The 18,845-nt window shown below is 53.7% G+C and carries 14 protein-coding genes; 8 read left to right on the top strand and 6 right to left on the bottom strand.

Annotated elements, in window-relative coordinates:
• Positions 1-5: 5 nt before the first annotated feature.
• The 3 genes from eno to CMUST_RS05335 form a co-directional block, all read right to left on the bottom strand.
• Positions 6-1,283, bottom strand: coding sequence for a phosphopyruvate hydratase (gene eno / locus CMUST_RS05345; RefSeq protein ID WP_047261647.1), 1,278 nt, complete (start codon positions 1,281-1,283; stop codon positions 6-8).
• A gap of 340 nt (positions 1,284-1,623) precedes the next feature.
• Positions 1,624-2,412, bottom strand: a complete 789-nt coding sequence (locus CMUST_RS05340; RefSeq protein ID WP_047261646.1) for a lytic transglycosylase domain-containing protein — start codon at positions 2,410-2,412, stop codon at positions 1,624-1,626.
• A 235-nt stretch (positions 2,413-2,647) separates the two neighbouring features.
• On the bottom strand, positions 2,648-3,358 hold the full coding sequence (locus CMUST_RS05335) for a MazG nucleotide pyrophosphohydrolase domain-containing protein (RefSeq protein ID WP_047261645.1): 711 nt from the start codon (positions 3,356-3,358) through the stop codon (positions 2,648-2,650).
• A gap of 180 nt (positions 3,359-3,538) precedes the next feature.
• On the opposite strand from CMUST_RS05335, the gene CMUST_RS05330 reads away from it, so the two are divergent.
• Positions 3,539-5,035: an amino acid permease gene (locus tag CMUST_RS05330; protein WP_269082586.1), complete on the top strand. Its 1,497-nt coding sequence runs from the start codon at positions 3,539-3,541 to the stop codon at positions 5,033-5,035.
• A 140-nt stretch (positions 5,036-5,175) separates the two neighbouring features.
• Positions 5,176-6,579 (top strand): EndoS/ChiA family endoglycosidase, encoded by a 1,404-nt coding sequence (locus CMUST_RS05325; RefSeq protein ID WP_052844544.1) that lies wholly within the window; start codon positions 5,176-5,178, stop codon positions 6,577-6,579.
• Positions 6,580-6,724: 145 nt separating this feature from the next.
• Here CMUST_RS05325 and mfd read toward each other — a convergent pair whose 3' ends face one another.
• The 3 genes from mfd to CMUST_RS05305 form a co-directional block, all read right to left on the bottom strand.
• Positions 6,725-10,363, bottom strand: a complete 3,639-nt coding sequence (gene mfd / locus CMUST_RS05320) for a transcription-repair coupling factor (protein WP_047263402.1) — start codon at positions 10,361-10,363, stop codon at positions 6,725-6,727.
• Positions 10,364-10,475: 112 nt separating this feature from the next.
• Positions 10,476-11,159, bottom strand: coding sequence for a TetR/AcrR family transcriptional regulator (locus CMUST_RS05315; protein WP_047261643.1), 684 nt, complete (start codon positions 11,157-11,159; stop codon positions 10,476-10,478).
• A 397-nt stretch (positions 11,160-11,556) separates the two neighbouring features.
• Positions 11,557-13,170: a multicopper oxidase domain-containing protein gene (locus CMUST_RS05305; RefSeq protein ID WP_047261642.1), complete on the bottom strand. Its 1,614-nt coding sequence runs from the start codon at positions 13,168-13,170 to the stop codon at positions 11,557-11,559.
• A gap of 268 nt (positions 13,171-13,438) precedes the next feature.
• Between CMUST_RS05305 and glmU the strand changes: the two genes are divergently transcribed.
• From glmU to CMUST_RS05275, 6 genes are all read left to right on the top strand, one after another.
• Entirely contained in the window at positions 13,439-14,884 is a 1,446-nt protein-coding gene (glmU, locus tag CMUST_RS05300; protein ID WP_047261641.1) for a bifunctional UDP-N-acetylglucosamine diphosphorylase/glucosamine-1-phosphate N-acetyltransferase GlmU, read from the top strand.
• Positions 14,885-15,059: 175 nt separating this feature from the next.
• Positions 15,060-16,040, top strand: a complete 981-nt coding sequence (locus tag CMUST_RS05295) for a ribose-phosphate diphosphokinase (protein WP_047261640.1) — start codon at positions 15,060-15,062, stop codon at positions 16,038-16,040.
• Between the two features lie 337 nt (positions 16,041-16,377).
• Positions 16,378-16,842, top strand: coding sequence for a hypothetical protein (locus CMUST_RS15865; protein ID WP_052844543.1), 465 nt, complete (start codon positions 16,378-16,380; stop codon positions 16,840-16,842).
• Positions 16,843-16,852: 10 nt separating this feature from the next.
• The gene (locus CMUST_RS15860) at positions 16,853-17,293 is read left to right on the top strand and encodes a hypothetical protein (protein ID WP_052844542.1); all 441 of its coding nucleotides are present in this window, start codon (positions 16,853-16,855) and stop codon (positions 17,291-17,293) included.
• 36 nt (positions 17,294-17,329) lie between these two features.
• Entirely contained in the window at positions 17,330-17,992 is a 663-nt protein-coding gene (locus CMUST_RS05280) for a DNA alkylation repair protein (protein WP_047261639.1), read from the top strand.
• Between the two features lie 466 nt (positions 17,993-18,458).
• Positions 18,459-18,842 (top strand): DUF485 domain-containing protein, encoded by a 384-nt coding sequence (locus CMUST_RS05275; protein WP_047261638.1) that lies wholly within the window; start codon positions 18,459-18,461, stop codon positions 18,840-18,842.
• The last annotated feature ends 3 nt before the right edge of the window (positions 18,843-18,845 follow it).

The following is an 18,845-nucleotide window of genomic DNA, read 5'->3' as shown; positions in this document are numbered from 1 at the left end:
CCAGATTATCCCTTGAACCGAGGGAAAGCGGAGCGACCAGCGTAAACAGCAGCATCACCGAGTTCTAACTCGATGCGTAGCAAGCGGTTGTACTTTGCCACGCGCTCAGAACGAGCTGGGGCACCAGTCTTGATCTGGCCGCAACCAAGAGCCACTGCCAAATCAGCGATGGTGGTGTCTTCGGTTTCACCAGAACGGTGGGACATCATGGTGCGGTAGCCAGCGCGGTGTGCCATATCGACGGCATCGAAGGTTTCGGTGAGGGTACCAATCTGGTTGACCTTCACCAGAAGAGCATTAGCAGCCTTCTTTTCAATGCCCTCAGCAAGCCGAGCTGGGTTGGTGACGAAGAAGTCGTCGCCGACGATCTGAACCTTGTCGCCGATCTTTGCGGTCAGGGCGGTGTAGCCTTCCCAGTCGTCTTCCTGAAGTGGGTCCTCAATGGAAACGATTGGGTATTCAGAAACCAAACCTTCGTAGACTTCCGTCATTTCCTCAGCGGTGTATTCGCCGCCTTCGAAGTGGTACTTGCCATCCTTGAAGAATTCCGAAGAAGCTACATCCAGTGCCAATGCAATGTCGGTGCCCGGCTTGAGGCCAGCCTTTTCGATGGCTTCAACAATGAGGTCAAGTGCTGCCTTGGTGGAATCAACAGAAGGAGCAAAGCCACCCTCGTCGCCCAGGCCGGTGGACAGACCCTTGGACTTAATAACGGACTTGAGAGCGTGGTAGACCTCGGCACCCATGCGCAGCGCCTCGGAGAAGGACTCAGCGCCAATCGGAGCGATCATGAATTCCTGCACGTCAACGCCGGAATCGGCATGAGCGCCACCGTTAATGATATTCATCATTGGAACCGGAAGAATATGGGCGTTTGGGCCACCAACATACCGGTACAACGGCAAACCTGCAGACTGTGCGGCAGCGTGTGCAACAGCCATGGATACACCAAGAATCGCGTTTGCGCCGAGGTTGGACTTATTGGCGGTGCCGTCCAGCTTGATCATGGTCATGTCGATCAGGCGCTGGTCGTCTGCCTCAAGACCTGCGATTTCGTCACCAATCTTATTGATAACGTTGTCCACTGCGTTAAGGACACCCTTGCCGAGGTAGCGATCGCCGCCATCACGCAATTCGTGCGCCTCGTGAACACCGGTGGATGCACCGGAAGGAACACCTGCGATGCCTGCGGACATGTCGTCCAACAAGACCTCAGCCTCGACGGTTGGATTACCGCGGGAGTCCATGATCTCGCGGGCGGAAACGTACATGATGTCAGCCACTATTAATCTCCTACTTAGTGTGAAGGGTGCTGTATTCTTCGACACAATCCAGCCATAGGTGTTGGATTGTGCCTATTTATTTGGTGTGGCAAGTTTCGAACCTGTTTGAAACTGTCTGTTTCTTTCTGTAACTTTTTGAAGTTTTTTGCTTTCGGCCAAAACTCACAACTACATACAATTATGCCAACAATCTAGACGTTTTGCCTTCCAGATCACGTGAACATTTCCACACCCACCTATGACCTACAACACATGATCACACCCTCCCTACGCCACCACAGAAGAAAAACCAATCACCCGACCGTGCCGTCGAATGATTGGTCCTTGAGTGTTCTGCTGACTAGAAAGCAGGTTGCTGCAAAGCGTAGGACGCTGCCGCATTACGAACATCCGCCAAATATTTTTCAGAATTGTTATAGCTTCGGATAGCCGCTGTCCACCCCTCAGCAGTGCTGAGATCACCACTGGAACACAAGAGGTTTGCCGCCGACAATGCGGCATCGTCTATCTGATTTGGGTCCGCTTCCCCATCCCCATTGGCATCTAACCCAAACCGCTGCCACGACGTAGGAATAAACTGCATAGGGCCGACCGCGCGATCAAATTCAGTATCACCATCGTATTTCCCACCATCGGTATCTCTAATCTCAGCAAAACCGGGCGAACCATCCAACGGAATTCCGACAATCGCCGGAAGAACGTAGCCATTATCGTCAATAGTTCGGGAACCAAATAACGAGTTGGAATAAGTTCCGTGCCGGGTCTCAACATATCCAATTCCCGCCAACGTGCCCCAGGAAAGATGACAATTTGGCCACGCCTCAGCTGCAATCAATTCAGCGTTGGCATACGCACGTAGTGCTGCGGAACTGACCCCCACCTCGGGTGCTATCGGATCCGACCAGAACGTTAATTTATCAGAGGTCCGTCCCGGCGCGTGAACGTCGATAAGCGGCACCTCAGCCGCCGGAGCTGGCGGCACATCGCTTGATACCGGCTGCAGCTGTCGGAAAGGGGCCTTAGTTTCTAAAAATGACAGGCTCCAGCCCACAAAGGACACCACCAAAATGAGGGACAGGACTATCCCCGCGCCACATCCGGCCACTCGCCGTACTCCGCCTGAACTCATGCCGAGTCATACTACCCAACTTTTCTGTGAATTGACTGTCACGAACCGGCAGTTTGGGATTCATATTTACGGCCATCAAAGTAATTGCAGTTCACTGGTAGAAACCTGATGGCTTCTTATATAAAAAATTCTCAGCCGACGTGCAGATTGTGGCGTGTGGCCAATCCATCCCTTAAGCACGTTCTCACGTGATTGTGTTTTTTACCATAACTCCTGCACCCACCAACAAGCTAGGTTACTTCTTGGCCTTGCCTAAGTACCAGAGTCGTTCTTGTTCTTTTGCCGGCACAATCGACGCGGTGCCGTCGAAAAGGTAGGGCGACCTTGCACGCAGCTTTTCGACGAAACTTCCGGCAACATCAGAAAAATCGAAGTCGCCGCGTCGGGAGGCAATTTCAGCGTGAAAAAGCACTTGGAGTAACACGTCGCCGAGTTCCGCCCGAAGCTCTTCGGCTGCTTGTTGGCGATCTGCACCTTCCGTCTGGCTAAACGTGTTGATAGCGTCGACTAATTCCGCAGTTTCCTCTATAAGGTGTGGAATGAGACTTTCATGGGTTTGTTTTCGTTCCCATTCCCCAATGTCCAACGCCCGCTGCATTGTGGCGACCGCTTGGGCAGTCGCATCACACACACTGGGGACGATCGCCATAGGAATATTAAGCGACAAGGCTGCATGCACCTCCGGATCAGAGATAGTGGTGGCGACGAGCAAGCCGCCCGGTGCTGCCGGTTCGGTGTGCCCTGGCAGCAGTCCTGAATCGGCAGCTTTTGTAACTGCCGCAAGTAAATCCCCTTGAACATCGGCGGATACCGCTGCGGCGAAATACAAAACCTCGGCGCGGTGTGCGTGGACTACCATCGTCATTTCGTGCGGTGCCAGCCAGCCTGGCCACCGGGAATCTATTACGAGTATCTGGGTGATTGTGTCAGTATTGGTCGCAGTCATTGTTCTTATTCTAAAAAGCTATGGTTTGCGTCGGCTACACCACTCCACGCAGTTTTTGCGATTACTGATACACATAACCACTAATCCCCGTCGAATTATGCGCAATAGGTCCCAGTAAAACCACACCATAATCCCGCATAATATTGGGTAGAAAATGAAATATGTACTAGTCTTAGTTCGGTGAACGCACCATCACCTGAAATAGCAGTAACACCGGCAAAAAGCCACACCGTTCGGATGTGGACACTGGTAGGTATCATTATCGGCTCAACCATTGGGTCGGGAATCTTCGCCCTGCCACAAAACATCGCATCGGTGGCTGGCCCTGGTGCCATGCTTATCGGCTGGATAATCGCCGGTGTTGGCATGTTATCAGTTGCTTTCGTGTTCCAGATTCTGGCGCATCGCAAGCCGTTTTTAGATTCTGGCGTTTATTCCTATGTTCGGGCTGGCTTGGGTGATTACATTGGATTCACCGCAGGTTGGGGGTATTGGTTAGGTTCTGTTATCGCTCAAGTCGGCTACGCGACCCTATTTTTCTCAACGCTGGGTTTCTACTTGCCCATTTTCAATTCCGAACACCGGTGGCAGCAGGCCGCCGCAGTTTCTGTGCTTACCTGGGTGATTTTCGCGGTTTTGGCTAAAGGAATTAAGCAAGCCAAGGTGATGAATGCGGTGACCACGATCGCGAAATTAGTGCCAATCATGGCGTTTATTGTCCTGGTACTGTTTTTAGGTTTCAGTTGGAATACCTTTACTTTTGATTTTTGGGGTGAAGGTTCTGGTCTTAGCGTGATGGAGCAAGTACAAGGCATCATGCTTTTCACAGTGTGGGTATTCATTGGCGTGGAAGGTGCGTCGGTGTATTCCAAGCAGGCCGAAACCCGTTCCGATGTCGGCCGTGCCACTGTTGTAGGTTTCGCCACCGTGCTTGTACTTTTAGTCACCGTCGCTACCTTGTCCTTCGGCGTGTTAAGCCAAGAAGAACTCGCGGCACTACCGGATAATTCAATGGCGGGTGTCTTAGAAGCGGTTGTCGGACCGTGGGGTGGCGCATTGATTTCCATCGGGTTATGTTTATCAGTCCTGGGCGCTTATGTATCCTGGCAGATGCTTTGTGCCGAACCGATCGCAATGATGGCATTTGATGGGTTACTGCCCAGGAAAATCGGTGCGATAAGTTCTGCTGGTGCTCCGTGGTTGGCGCAATTGATTTCTACCATTGTGATCCAAATCTGCGTGGTGATTTTCTACATTAACGAAACTACCTATGTGTCTATGGTGCAGTTGGCAACGGTTTTATACCTATTGCCGTATATTTTCTCAGCGTTCTATCTGATTCTGTTAGCCACCCGTGGTCGTGGAATTACCCACCCACACGCTGGAAAAGCGTTCAATGATTCTGGCCCTGAGATTTCCGCACCTGATAATCGCCGCCACTTGGCGGTGGGGTTGATCGCCTTTGTCTACTCGCTGTGGCTGATTTACGCAGCTGACCCCAAATATGTGCTTTTGGGGGCACTGGCGGTAGTACCAGGTCTGGTGCCATATGTGTGGACCCGACTAAGCCGAAAGGAAAAAATATTCAATACGTTTGAATGGTGCGTGGTGGTTATCATCGTCCTTGCCGCAGGCTACGCGGTACTCGGGCTCCAAAACGGCAGTGTTACTCTCTAACCTTTTGTTTGTTGCTTTTCGACGCCCCATGTGCCACGCACTGTAGCAATTAAATTGCGTGCGGCAGGTTGAAAACACGTGCAATCGCATTTACATTACTACCTGAACATAACGTAAAACTCAGGTAAGGAAGTCTTGTCATGCGGTTGCATCACGCACTCGGTTCCCTCATCACAGCAACTGGCCTCGCCCTTAGTGCCGTAGCCGCTCCTGCTGATGCATCCCCAACTTCACTTCCGTTGCCTGAACACAAGGGATTCCACCCGGATGCCGGGGAGCGATCAGATTGTGAACCTATAGTCACGGCATACTATCGAACCTGGCGAGACAAAGAAATTCAACAGCTTCCCGACGACCGGGTCGGCCCTAACGTGATAGCCATGACCGATATTCCCCACAATATTGACGTGTTATCCCTCATCCATGTTCCGGATCATCAACAAAGCGACCAACAATTTTGGGCAACGTTTGCTTCCACCTATCTGCCAGAACTCCACCGGCGGGGAACAAAAGTTCTTTACACATTGGACATCTCCGCTGTCCTCGACCCGTCCCTTAAACCCACCAGTAGCCCGGAAGAATATGCTGCCCATGCACAACGTCTCGTCGACAAGTATGTGCGCCCCCACAAGCTTGATGGGTTGGATATTGACATGGAACGCGACCTTAGTTTCGACCAGCGCATTGTGCTTCGAAACACAATGCGTGCCCTAACCCAACTGGTTGGACCGTTTTCCAACACCAACACACTACTTACATACAACACCAATAGAAACGCGCAGAAAGCATACATCGACGAAGTCGCCCAGTATGTCAACTATGTCTTTGTGCAGACATATAGCGTGACAGACCCAAACGAAATCCAATATTCTTATTGGAACACCTACCGTTTCTATCTTTCTAGCTGCCAATTTCTCCCCAGCTACGCAAACCCGGAAGAATTTGATCGAAACCGATTCTTAGGCGCAATCGGGCCGGTGGAAGAAACAGCGGCCGTAAAAATCGCTGGCTGGCAGCCATTCCAAGGGGGTGTCAAAGGCGGAATTATGACCTACGCTATTGACCGGGATGGAATGACTTATGACCAACCTGATATTTCCACCCTACGGGTGACCACATTCCCCGTAATCAAACGGGTAACCGCTGTGTTAAAAGCGAAGAAATTCGCAGCAGCGAAAGAAACCGCCGCTCAGACCGTCACTAACCTGACCAATCTCACAGAGACTCAACGACAAACCTACATTCAAAACATCAATGCCGCCTTAACATTTGAGGACGTCGAAGCACTGGTCAAAGCTGCACGCGAACACCCCGCCGCGCCCACAGCTACAACCACACCAACGGCTACTTCAACAACCAGCACCACCCCGACTATCAGTAGCTCCACTAACGAAACCACCTCGGCCCCTACCCCACCTCAACCGGAACCACGTGATCGTCCCAGCTCGTCTCTCACCGGGCTCTATGCAGCCATCGCCGCTATCGTCGCCGCGGTACTTGGTGGTATAGCCGCACTCGTGTTTCAGTTTTTTGGGCGTTTGTGACCGGTGGGTTCAAGAAAATTTCACCGTTACAAGAAGGCTCTTCACCACATCTGCCCAATCAGCCGTTTGGATCAACGCGGTTGCTGATTCAGGTGAATCCACCAACTCCCGAGTACGACCATCAGTAACAGTAAGCCTGCCGACATTATTCACTAACGCTGATGACGGTGGACTCGGCTGAATGTGTCCCGTCATGCACATCGATTTTTGGCACATCGAACATGGCGCTAAGGAAATCAGCAACCCACTGCACCAGTGCAACGTCGCGGAGTTTTGGGTCGGTGACATTACGCCCGGATCGCGGAATAGAGACTTGGATTGCTTTGGCGGCAGCCCGGTAGGTCGCCCCAGGATAGAGCCGCTTGAGTCGGACTTGTTTGGAGTCTGCTAATTCCACTGGGTGTATCTTGATCCGGGTTCCTTGCACACCAATGTCGCTTATTCCAGCTTGGCGAGCCAGGTGGCGCAGACGCGCAACAGACAGCAGGCGCCGCACTTCGTCCGGTAGTGGCCCGTAGCGGTCTTCCATCTCTTCAACGGCTAGCCGCAGATCGGTTTCAGAGGTGCTGGCCGCGAGTTTGCGGTAGACCTCAAGTCGGAGCCGTTCGGCGTTGATGTAGGTATCAGGAATGTGGGCGTCGACAGGCAAATCGATGCGGATTTCTTTGGGGCCTTTGTCGGTGCCGTCGATAGGTTGGCCGGTTGCTAACGCCCGGAATGCTTCCACGGCTTCCCCGACGAGTCGGATATACAGGTCGAAGCCAACACCTGCAATATGCCCGGATTGCTCAGCGCCAAGGACGTTGCCAGCACCACGCATTTCGAGGTCTTTCATGGCCACCGCCATGCCCGCGCCGAGGTCGTTGTTTTGTGCGATGGTAGCAAGCCGGTCGTAGGAGGTTTCGGTCAGCGTGGTGTCTTTGGGGTACAGGAAGTAGGCGTAGCCGCGTTCCCGTGACCGGCCCACCCGGCCGCGTAATTGGTGCAGCTGGGAAAGTCCCATGTGGTGGGCGTTTTCCACAATAAGTGTGTTGGCGTTGGCGATGTCGAGCCCGGTTTCGACGATTGTGGTGCACACCAATACGTCGTATTCCCGGTCCCAGAATCCTTGAACGGTACGTTCGAGTAGTTCTTCGCTCATTTGGCCGTGGGCCACAACAATCCGCGCTTCGGGCACCAATTCCCGAAGGTGGCGGGCTTTCTTTTCTATGTCGGCGACTTTATTGTGTACGAAAAACACTTGGCCGTCACGCAGTAACTCACGTCGAATAGCGGCTGCAATTTGTTTATCTTCCTGCGCGCCAACGAAGGTGAGGATCGGGTGGCGGTCTTCCGGTGGGGTGAGGATGGTCGACATTTCCCGGATGCCCGCCATGGACATTTCCAAGGTGCGCGGAATGGGGGTCGCCGACATGGTAAGCACATCGACGTGGGTGCGCATCGCTTTGATGTGTTCTTTATGTTCCACGCCGAAGCGTTGTTCCTCGTCGACGATGACCAAGCCGAGGTTTTTCCACTGCACTCCAGTTTGCAGCAATCGGTGGGTGCCGATGACCACGTCGACGCTGCCGTCGGCAAGCCCGGCAATGATTTCTTTAGCTTCCGCGGTGCTGGTGAAGCGGGACAGTCCTTTTATCGTTACCGGAAATCCAGCCATCCGGTCGATAAAGGTGGCGAGGTGTTGCTGTGCTAGCAAGGTGGTGGGTACTAAAACAGCCACTTGTTTGCCGTCCTGGACGGCTTTAAAGGCGGCGCGCACGGCGACTTCGGTTTTGCCGTAGCCAACATCACCCACCACCACGCGGTCCATGGGGGTCGGTTTCTCCATGTCGGCTTTGACCGCCTCAATGGCTAACAGTTGGTCCTCGGTTTCCACATAAGGGAAGTTGTCTTCCATCTCCCGCTGCCACGGTGAGTCCGGTGCGAAGGCGTGCCCCGGCGCGGCGGCGCGTTTGGCGTAGAGTTCGACCAGTTCGCTCGCGATTTCGCGGACTGCGGCGCGGGCTTTCTTTTTGGTGTTTTTCCAATCAGAGCCGCCCATCTTGGACAGGGTGGGTTTTTCGCCGCCAACGTAGCGCGATAACAGGTCGAGGCTGTCCATGGGGACATAGAGTTGGTCGGCGGGTTGGCCGCGTTTGCTTGGGGCGTATTCCAAGACGATGTATTCGCGGCGTGAAGTTTCGTCACCGGTGGTGATGGTGCGTTCGGTCATTTTGAGGAACCGTCCGATTCCGTGGGTTTCGTGCACCACGAAGTCGCCGGTTTTCAGCGCTAGCGGGTCCACCCGGTGGCGGCGTTTTGCTTGTCGACGTTTCGCACCGGCGATATCCCCGACCCGGTTGCCGGTGAGATCGGTTTCGGTGATGACGACCAAAGGTGCGCTGGTGGTTTTTGCTTGGTTACTGCCACTGGGGTTAAATACCAGCCCGGCGTGGCTAAGCGCCTGGTAGAGGGTAATTTCCCCGGCATTGGGTTCTAAGCCCGGTGTTGCTACCTTGGTGGGGATTCCGTTTTCGGTGAATCGCTCAACCATGCGCTTTATTGCGCCGTGGGCGGGGGCAATGTAGGCGGCTTTTCCACCTGCGGCGACATGGGCGCGCAGCATGGTCATCATGGCGGCGATCTCCGACTGGTCGCCGCGAGGGGTGGGTGGGGTGTTAAATTCGAGCGGCAAAATATCAGCGTCAAAGTCACCGGACATACCGGGCGGGGTGATAGTCCACCACGGGTTCCCGGCGTTGTCGGCGCTTTTTATCAGCGACTCGTATGACCGATAGGAGGAGGCAGTGAGATCCAGCTGAGCCGAATCTACTGGCCCTTCGGCACCAAGGGCGGCGGCTTCCCAACCTGCTGCCAAAAATTCCGCGTCGGTTGCCTGAAGATCGGTGATCCGGGTGCGGATTTTTTCTGGGTGCAGCGCCACAACGTGTGTACCAGGTGGCATGAGTTCCGGCAGGGTGACCAGCGGGGTATCCACCAACACCGGAATGAGTGCTTCCATGCCGTCGGTGGGGATTTTATCGCCGATTTTGCTCAAAAGTTCCTGGAGCGTGGGATTGCCGTCGTGTTGGGCGGCAAGAGTCTGAGCGGTTTGTGCGATCTCGTCGGTGATGGGTAGTTCGCGGGCGGTATATAATTCGGCAGTTTGAAGTTCAGAATCAGGAAGGGCACGCTGGTCGGCTACGCTGAAAGCGCGGATTTCGGTGAGTTCGTCGCCCCAAAATTCCAGCCGTATCGGGGTGTCGCTGGTGGTGGGGAAAATATCGAGGATACCGCCACGAATGGCGAATTCACCGCGTCGGGCAACGAGGTCGACGTGCTTGTAGGCACGAAAGACGAGTTCATTGCTTATCGACGCCATGTCGTAATCGGTTCCGACCGAAAGCATAAGTGGTTTCCGGCCAATAACGTGTGTGAGAATCGGTTGGCATACTCCCCTGGCTGCGGTGACCACGATTTTTAACTGAGGTAGCGACTCGATGATTTTCGCACGCTGACCAGCGATGTCGGCTGCAGGCGACAGGCGTTCATGTGGCAGGGTCTCCCAAGCAGGAAACCAAGCGACCTTATTACCCCACATAGCTTTGAGTTCGGCGGTTAAATCTTCGGCTTCCCGCCCGGTGGCGGTTACCACCAACACTGGTGCATGGTTTGCTAAAGCACCAATCGTCCAAGGGCGTGCTTGGTCGATGGCGGTGATGCGAAGCTGTTGGTCGCCTAGATGGGTGAAAAGGCCGCTAAGCTTGGGGTCTTTAGCTGCTGTTTTCAGCAATCCGGCGAGCATAGCTGGTTGGTTGCTGGCGGTTGTGGTGCTCACGGTAGTGCGCGTTTTCCTTAGTCTGCTGGGTGTTTGAAAGTATGGTAGTGCCGATGACTGGTGTGCGGTTATGAGGGTGTCACTGTGTATCAGCTTGGCTGCTGTCTGCTTGTGGCGGTCGGGTTCCAAGCTGAGCGGGTGGCGCATCAACGTTCGATAGCTGTGGTTCCGCTTCCATTCCGCCGAGCCCGTTCCAGCAGAGGTTAACGATATGGGCCGCGACAACTTCTTTGGGCAAGCTGTCTTCGGTTTCGCGTTGATCCAACCACCATTGGGCAGTCATGGAAACCATCCCTACCAGTGCTTGCCCATACAGAATTGCGGTGTCGGGGTTGAGTCCGCTTCGGGTAAACGCGTTTCCAAGAATGTGGGACACCTGGGCGACAATGTCGTTCAGTAGGGTGGAATAACTGCGACCTATTCCAGGTTGGGTATCACGGACAAGGATTTGGAAGCCGTCAGTGTCTTCTTCCACATAAGTAAGCAGTGCGATAACTGCCTGTTCAATCCGCGCCCGGGAACGCCCGGTGAGCAACGACTGGGTAATCGTGGATTCCAATTTCGTCATTTCACGGTCAATCACCACAGCATAGAGGCCTTCTTTGCCGCCGAAGTGTTCGTAGACTACTGGTTTGGATACTCCTGCCCGCATGGCGATTTCTTCCACACTGGTGCCTTCATAGCCGCGTTCGGCGAAAATACTCCTGCCGATGGCGATTAATTGCTCGCGGCGTTGTTTTCCTGTCATGCGCTGCCGAACCATGTGTTACAGCCTATCTGGTTGTGCTTGGAGCCTAAAGTTTCAACACAAGGGCGATCCCCATTCCCCGCACAGCATCACACCAGCTAGTGTCGGTTGTGGGGGCTCGTTTAGTGTGACGACGTGCAAGTTTGGCCTTTATCCCCTGGTTTCATGTATGATCTCTTAGGTCAAAGTGATTGAAATTCTTCTCTCACTTCAACACCTTTCCCTGTGGTGTAATTGGCAACACTACGGTTTTTGGTACCGTCATTCAAGGTTCGAGTCCTTGCAGGGAAGCACTTAAATCCGCACATAATGTGCGGATTTTTATTTTGTTTTTTTGCAGACCTACCCACACGGTGGGTAGGTGGAACCTATCCCCTACCTTAGGTGTGTGGGGCTAAGGCGGAAAAAGACACTAGTGATTATGAATACCACTAATCCCTCGGGTGAAGTCGGTATCGAGTTCGGGCAGTTGGCCTTTATTGACCAACATGAATTGCCCCATCATTCCTTGATCTTCATGGAAAAGCATGTGGCAGTGATACATGTACGGGTAATGGTTATCGCGGTATTGGCCGAAGATCACCCCAAGTTTTAAGGTCACTCCAGGAGGAATGGTAACGGTGTCTTTCCAACCGTAGGTGTCGAAATTGACGGTCGTTTCCGACGCTTCCAGCACCTTAAACGCACAGTTATGGATATGGAAATTATGAATCCAATCGGAATTGCCATTGGTAACCACCCACACCTCTGGCTCGGAATGGTCGATAACTACGTCAACCCGGTTCATGTCCATGGACTGGCCGTTGATTTCAAAGGTATTGAGCTCGAAGTTGCGTTCAATAGCATCAGCGACGGCAACTGGGGCGGCTGCGCTGGGGTCTAAGACTTTCGGAAGTTCCGGCACTTTCTTCGCCGCCCCCTCTTTCGGCCCCTTAATTAACAGGAGGTTAAGAACATCTTTGAGTTTGAAATCCAAGGAGTATTCGTCCTCTGGCACCCCTAAGTTATCAGCAAAACCAATACTCATGAGGGAAAACTCCTCACCTGGATCCACATCGATCACAATCTCGGTGCGCTCACCTGGCCCTAGAGTGACGGCAGAAGCAGGTTGCGGCGCTTCCAATAACCCAGAATCGGAGGCTATAACGTAAAACTGCCGGGAATCCGAGGTGGAAATATTATAAAACCTCATGTTAGAGCCGTTAAGAAGCCGCAGCCTAAGCCTTCGAGTTGTGGCCTGAAACACTGGGTTAGTGATCCCGTTTATATGCGGCACATCGCCCTGCAACCCCAGATCATTGTCGAAAGTTTCATCCAATTGCCCAGTATCGGTGAAATTGGCGTCCATGATGACGACTGGAATGTCGTCCACACCATAATCATTGGGTAGATCAAGGCTTGAGGAAATATCGTCGTCAAGCACAATCATCCCCGCTAGCCCGCGGTAAGCTTGCACCCCAGTTTCACCATGCGGATGCGGGTGGTACCACAAGGTGGCAGCAGGTTGCTCCACCGTAAACGAGCTAGTCCACACCTTCCCTGATGGAATAGCCGAATGCGGCCCACCATCCATCTCCGCTGGGAGCAACATCCCATGACAATGCACTGCGGTGACATCGGGCAGAGTGTTTTCAAACCGCAAGTCAACATTATCGCCCCGGGACATCCGGATGGTCGGCCCAAGCATGGATCCATTAAAGCCCCAGGTGGTGGTGCTGACACCAGGCAGGATCTCGGATTGTCCTTGTTTAGCGGTAAGCGAAAATACCTTCCGCCCCTCCACCATAGAAAATTCCGCTAACGGTGGGATTGGTAGCGGTCGCGGTTTTCCGTCCCAGCCGCGCGGCACTCGGGCAGAGGTGGGGGCGAAAGATTCCGCCGTTGTCGCAGACCCGGCATTGTTTTTCCCAATCGCGCAACCGCTTAAAGCTAGACCAGCGGAAGCGGTTGTTACTAACCCGGCTGCTAAAAATTGGCGTCGGTTAAACCGCGTATTGGACTGCAACTGGCCATCGGCCTTGGACATTTTTTCTCCCACTCGTCATCCCGGAATCACGATCACTTTCGATGTGACTAACCGGGTTTTAGGACAACACTAGCGCGTTGAACCCGGTTGCCACCACAACCACACCCCAGCCCAGCCACCAGCAGATTCGCTAAAAACTTGGTGTTCTAAGGCTGCGAAAACTCCCGGCACATTTCCCACCAATTTTTCTTCAGCGTCGTACACTTGATGACGTACATGTAACCGGGCACACTTTCCCGCTACTCCCACTACAAGGAGCACTCACACTGTGACAACTTCCACCTCCCCCACTGCCGTTGTTGTTCTCGCCGCCGGGGCGGGCACCCGCATGAAATCACATCTGCAAAAAACCCTCCACACAATCGGCGGCCGCAGTTTGCTCTCACACGCACTCCACGCTGCAGCCACCGTGGCCCCGGAGCGGATTGTCACTGTCATCGGTCACCAACGCGACCAGGTAGGTCCTGCGGTGGAACAGATAGCGGAAACACTATCAAGTCCTGTTTATGTCGCTATCCAAGAGGAACAAAATGGCACTGGCGATGCCATGAAGAGCGCGTTGGATAAGCTTTCGGATTTCAACGGCACTGTGGTTGTCACCAATGGCGATGTGCCGCTTTTAACCGGCGAGACTATCTTGGGTCTGATTAAGTCGCACACCGCCACCCCCACGGCTGTCACAGTATTGACTATGAACCTTGACGATCCCACCGGCTACGGCCGAATCGTGCGTAACGACGCTGGTGAAGTCACCGAGATCGTCGAGCAAAAAGACGCCGATGAAAAAACCCTCAAAATCACGGAGGTCAATTCCGGGGTATTTGCCTTTGATACCGAAGTGCTGCGCTCAGCACTAGGAAGGTTGACAGCCGATAACGCACAGGGCGAGTTATATCTGACTGACGTACTGTCGATTGCACGCCACGACGGCCACCTGGTTCGTGCCTTCACCGCAGCCGACCATCGTGAATTGGCGGGAGTGAACGACCGAGTGCAATTAGCTGAGGCAGGCCGGGAGCTTAATCGTCGAAAAGTAGAAGAAGCCATGCGCGGCGGTGCCACCATCATTGATCCAGATACCACCTGGATCGACGTTGAGGTCACCATCGGAACCGATGTCACCATTTATCCAGGAACCCAATTGCTGGGCACCACCACTATCGGCAACGACGCCATCATCGGCCCGGATACCACCCTAAGCAATATGGTCGTTGGCGACGGCGCTTCCGTGATCCGCACCCACGGCTCCGATTCCGAGATCGGCCCCGCCGCGACAGTGGGTCCGTTTACCTTCATCCGCCCGGGCACCGTGTTGGGGGCAAAGGGCAAACTCGGCGGATTTGTGGAGGCTAAAAACGCCCAGATCGGTGCCGGGTCTAAAGTGCCGCACCTGACCTATATCGGCGATGCTACCGTGGGTGAGCAGTCGAATATCGGTGCTTCCAGCGTTTTTGTCAATTACGACGGTGTGAATAAGCACCGCACCACCATCGGTTCCCACGTGCGCACCGGCTCGGACACCATGTTTATCGCCCCGGTAACCGTCGGCGACGGCGCGTACTCCGGCGCAGGCACCGTCATCCGGGAGGATGTGCCACCTGGAGCACTTGCGATATCGGCTGGTAAGCAACGCAACATCGAAGGCTGGGTAGTAAAAAAACGCCCCGGTACGCCTGCTGCCGAAGCCGCAACCAAGGCCTTGGAACAAGATTGATACCTATGTTGGGGCAAGTGCGGACAGCACCAACCAGCTGGCACCACATAGGTGGGTGCAGTTGCACTAACAATTGTGGGTCTTAACCCACTACACTTTAACTTTGGGCGCGGTTTTTAACCTGCCCCACCGCGCCAACCGGCCCAACTTTTCCTAAGGAAGGTTAACCCTCACAATGACCGCAACCAAGTGGAGCGAACCGAAGAAAAACCTGATGCTGTTTTCCGGTCGCGCGCACACTGAGCTCGGAGAAGCCGTCGCCAAAGAGCTCGGCATTGAACTTACCCCCATGACCGCCCGCGACTTTGCCAACGGCGAAATCTTCGTCCGCTTCGAAGAATCCGTGCGTGGTTCAGATGCGTTTGTCATCCAATCCCACACCCAGCCGCTGAACAAGTGGATCATGGAACAGCTCATCATGATCGACGCGCTCAAACGCGGATCGGCCAAGCGCATCACCGCCATCCTGCCGTTCTACCCGTACGCCCGACAGGATAAAAAGCACCGGGGCCGGGAACCAATCTCTGCTCGGCTAGTTGCCGACCTGCTGAAAGCAGCAGGCGCAGATCGCATCGTGTCTGTGGACCTGCACACCGACCAGATCCAGGGCTTCTTTGACGGTCCGGTCGATCACATGCACGCCATGCCGATCCTGACCGACTACATCAAAAAGAACTACACATTGGACAATATTGTTGTAGTCTCCCCCGACGCAGGCCGGGTTAAGGTCGCTGAAAAATGGGCCAACACCCTTGGTGATGCCCCGCTGGCTTTCGTCCATAAAACCCGCTCGACTGAGGTTGCGAACCAAGTTGTTGCTAACCGCGTGGTTGGTGACGTTAAAGGCAAGACTGCTGTATTGCTGGACGACATGATCGACACGGGTGGCACCATTGCTGGTGCGGTCGGTGTTCTGCGCGACGCAGGTGCCGAAGATGTCATTATTGCCTGCACCCACGGAGTGTTCTCCGATCCCGCGCGGGAGCGGTTGTCCCAGTGTGGTGCCAAGGAAGTCATCACCACGGACACCTTGCCGCAATCCACTGAAGGTTGGGAGAATCTCACCGTGCTGTCTATCGCGCCGCTGCTGGCCAAGACCATCCATGAGATTTTTGAAAACGGCTCGGTTACTGACCTGTTTGAGGGCCAAGCCTAAGCACGCACGGTTTTAGTGTTGACACCATGTCCGGAAGCATGAGGTTTTCCTTATGCTTCCGGTTTTGCGTTTATCACCAGGCAACCCGCTTGGCTTCGCCTGCTTAAGTTGTTCGTGTTCGCGCATTTCGCCCATCCGGTTTCCGCACAGACAAGACATATAAGAAATTTTGCATGACGACGTGTAGCGGATAGCAGATCCGACTAGTTGGTTATATGTTCATTCACAATCGCTAGATGGCGTCCATGCTTCTCTCCTATCACGTGGACAGCTATTCATCATCGGTTTTCACTTTTCGACGAAACCAGGCTCCGCACCAACAATAGAAACCCAACCCATGCATATCGACATCAAAGAATTCTTCCGAACCGGACAATTCGGACCAATTAATGCCCCGCTTAATAAGACTGAGGTGACCAAGCTCCTTAACAATCCGGACGAGGAATGGGATAACGACTACGGCGGGTCCATTTGGACATATGGAAACATCGAGCTGCACTTCTTCGATGACACAGTAACCTGTGTGTTCACCGATCACTTCGCCTTCACCCCATTATCGGCAGGCGACCACATTTCCCTTGATCCGTGGTTTTTCACCGACATCACCGCGCTTAGCCTCGCCGAGGTTTCCGAGCACCTTGACCGCGCCACCATCGAATACGAGATACAACACACAAGCCTCAATATCACCATGACCCTTGAAAGCGGGGTGTCCCTCATCTTTGAAAATCCAGATGATATCCCCAACCTCCCCGATAGTCTGCACACCTGCAGTGCTTTCAGCAAAGACTACCGCCCCTAAAATCACCGTTATGACCGACGACCAACGACACTTCATTGACTTAGAAGCACTGGTCTGTTCCGGGGACTGCGGGCCGTTTTTCATCGGACAGACCACGGCGTCCATCAAGCAGCTGTTTCCGGAGGTTGCAACCAAGCTTTATGAAAAGCCCGGTTTTAACATCTGGAAATGCGGATCCATCGAACTGCACATCGAAAATCATGTGGTCTATCAAATCTTCTCCGACCACTTCCCGCCCGCCCTGGCCGGATGGGGCATAGAAATCAACCCGTGGATATTCTCCACCCCGTCCGACCTAGGGTGGGACAACGTATCTAACCAGCTAGCAAAGCGAGCCATGCATTTTCGCGAGGAAACTATCGCCGACTGCCGCCGGGTAACATTAGACAACGCAGTGACATTAACCTTCGACGCCAAGACAAACCAGCTCAGAGCGTTTAGCGTCCAATAATGCCCAAAAATTCCCGCACGAAAGCAGATAACTCACATGGATCCCCAGCACCTGGTCGACGATTTAAGGGCCGCGCTTGTCGCAGTAAGCGACACGGAAGTTGCGGCAGGGCAAAAGAAATACATGCGGGAGCAATTTGAATACCTAGGGGTTAAAACCCCAGCCCGCAGGCGGGCGTCGAAAAGCATCATAAAATACCTGATAACCGCCAGCAGAGCCGAGCTCATCGCGGTCGTCGAGCTGCTGTGGGCGCAGCCGGAGCGGGAATTTCAATACGTGGCCGCCGATAGCATCCGCGCCCACATATCAGCACCGACGAATACCCTAACCAGCGCCGATGTGGAGTGGCTAGGGACCCTCGCCATGACCAAGTCCTGGTGGGACACCGTCGATTCACTCGATCTAAGCGTGGGTGCGATCTGCACCCCAGCCCACATGCGCGCCTGGGCACGCCACAACAACATGTGGCTGCGCCGAATCGCCATCAACCATCAATTACTACGCAAGGATGCCACCGATACGCAGCTGCTCACCGATGTGATCTGCGCAAATCTAGGCAGCACGGAGTTTTTCATCAATAAGGCTATCGGATGGGCGCTGCGGGATTACGCGAAAACCGACCCGGAATGGGTGCGAGCATTTGTCGCCGAACACGAGCTTTCGCCGTTATCGCGCCGGGAGGCACTCAAACACCTTTAACGCTTTTCAACGCAACCCTGTCGCCTTTCGGTTAGCCGACACCCCCTACGCACCATCCATTATTTTCACTTCTGCCGTTTACCACTTAGCACCCCTGAATGTGGGTAGTACGATCAAGTCGAATTATTTGGATTAAACCTATCAATTTGCAAAATCATCATAATCCACCCCATCCAATAATGTGTCACATAACACATTTTGAGCAGTACGTTTTCAATCAAAATCGTACAGATTTATACGCTAGCCACATAACCATATCCACCGTCACTAACCACACATAATCCGTCGCAAAGCCTTAGAAAATCCACAATTCCCACAATTTGCGTGCCCTGGCCACCTTTTTCATGTCTAATAAACATATCACCCTAGATGGTGACCCAAGACACATTTATTCCGGCAGGGAATCCTAGGTCACATCGCAATCGGTTCGGATTTCTTGCCCCACACAAGGAAGTTTCCCGTCCCAATGACCCAACCAACCAAACATGTTCCCACCCCGGAGGAATTCGTTGCGGTTTCCCAAAGCCCCGAATTTTCCTCCCTACGCAAAACTTTCCGTGGTTTTGCTTTCCCTGTCACCGTAGCTTTTCTTGCCTGGTACGTCTTCTACATAGTCACAGCAACCTTTGCCACCGACTTCGTCAAAACCCCCGTGTTTGGCGCGATCAATATCGGAATGGTTCTAGGGCTCGCGCAATTTGCAACCGCAGGCCTGGTCACGTGGGCTTATGTCCGCTTCGCCGATAACAAAATCGACCCAGCCACCGAGCAAATCCGCCACCGAATGGAACAACCCGCCATTTCGCAGGGCAACTACCCAACAAACCCCGAATCCCCAGCTAGCGGCTAATCC

The sequence above is a fragment of the Corynebacterium mustelae genome (assembly GCF_001020985.1).
Taxonomy (GTDB): domain Bacteria; phylum Actinomycetota; class Actinomycetes; order Mycobacteriales; family Mycobacteriaceae; genus Corynebacterium; species Corynebacterium mustelae.
This window is presented reverse-complemented; position numbering and strand designations above follow the sequence as displayed.

Coding starts and splice junctions, on each gene's coding strand:
- CMUST_RS15865 (WP_052844543.1), top strand. CDS start 16,378: ATGCATATCGACATCAAAGAATTCTTCCGAACCGGACAATTCGGACCA.
- CMUST_RS05335 (WP_047261645.1), bottom strand. CDS start 3,358: ATGACTGCGACCAATACTGACACAATCACCCAGATACTCGTAATAGAT.
- CMUST_RS15860 (WP_052844542.1), top strand. CDS start 16,853: ATGACCGACGACCAACGACACTTCATTGACTTAGAAGCACTGGTCTGT.
- CMUST_RS05295 (WP_047261640.1), top strand. CDS start 15,060: ATGACCGCAACCAAGTGGAGCGAACCGAAGAAAAACCTGATGCTGTTT.
- CMUST_RS05315 (WP_047261643.1), bottom strand. CDS start 11,159: ATGGTTCGGCAGCGCATGACAGGAAAACAACGCCGCGAGCAATTAATC.
- CMUST_RS05305 (WP_047261642.1), bottom strand. CDS start 13,170: ATGTCCAAGGCCGATGGCCAGTTGCAGTCCAATACGCGGTTTAACCGA.
- CMUST_RS05340 (WP_047261646.1), bottom strand. CDS start 2,412: ATGAGTTCAGGCGGAGTACGGCGAGTGGCCGGATGTGGCGCGGGGATA.
- CMUST_RS05325 (WP_052844544.1), top strand. CDS start 5,176: ATGCGGTTGCATCACGCACTCGGTTCCCTCATCACAGCAACTGGCCTC.
- CMUST_RS05275 (WP_047261638.1), top strand. CDS start 18,459: ATGACCCAACCAACCAAACATGTTCCCACCCCGGAGGAATTCGTTGCG.
- CMUST_RS05280 (WP_047261639.1), top strand. CDS start 17,330: ATGGATCCCCAGCACCTGGTCGACGATTTAAGGGCCGCGCTTGTCGCA.
- mfd (WP_047263402.1), bottom strand. CDS start 10,363: ATGCTCGCCGGATTGCTGAAAACAGCAGCTAAAGACCCCAAGCTTAGC.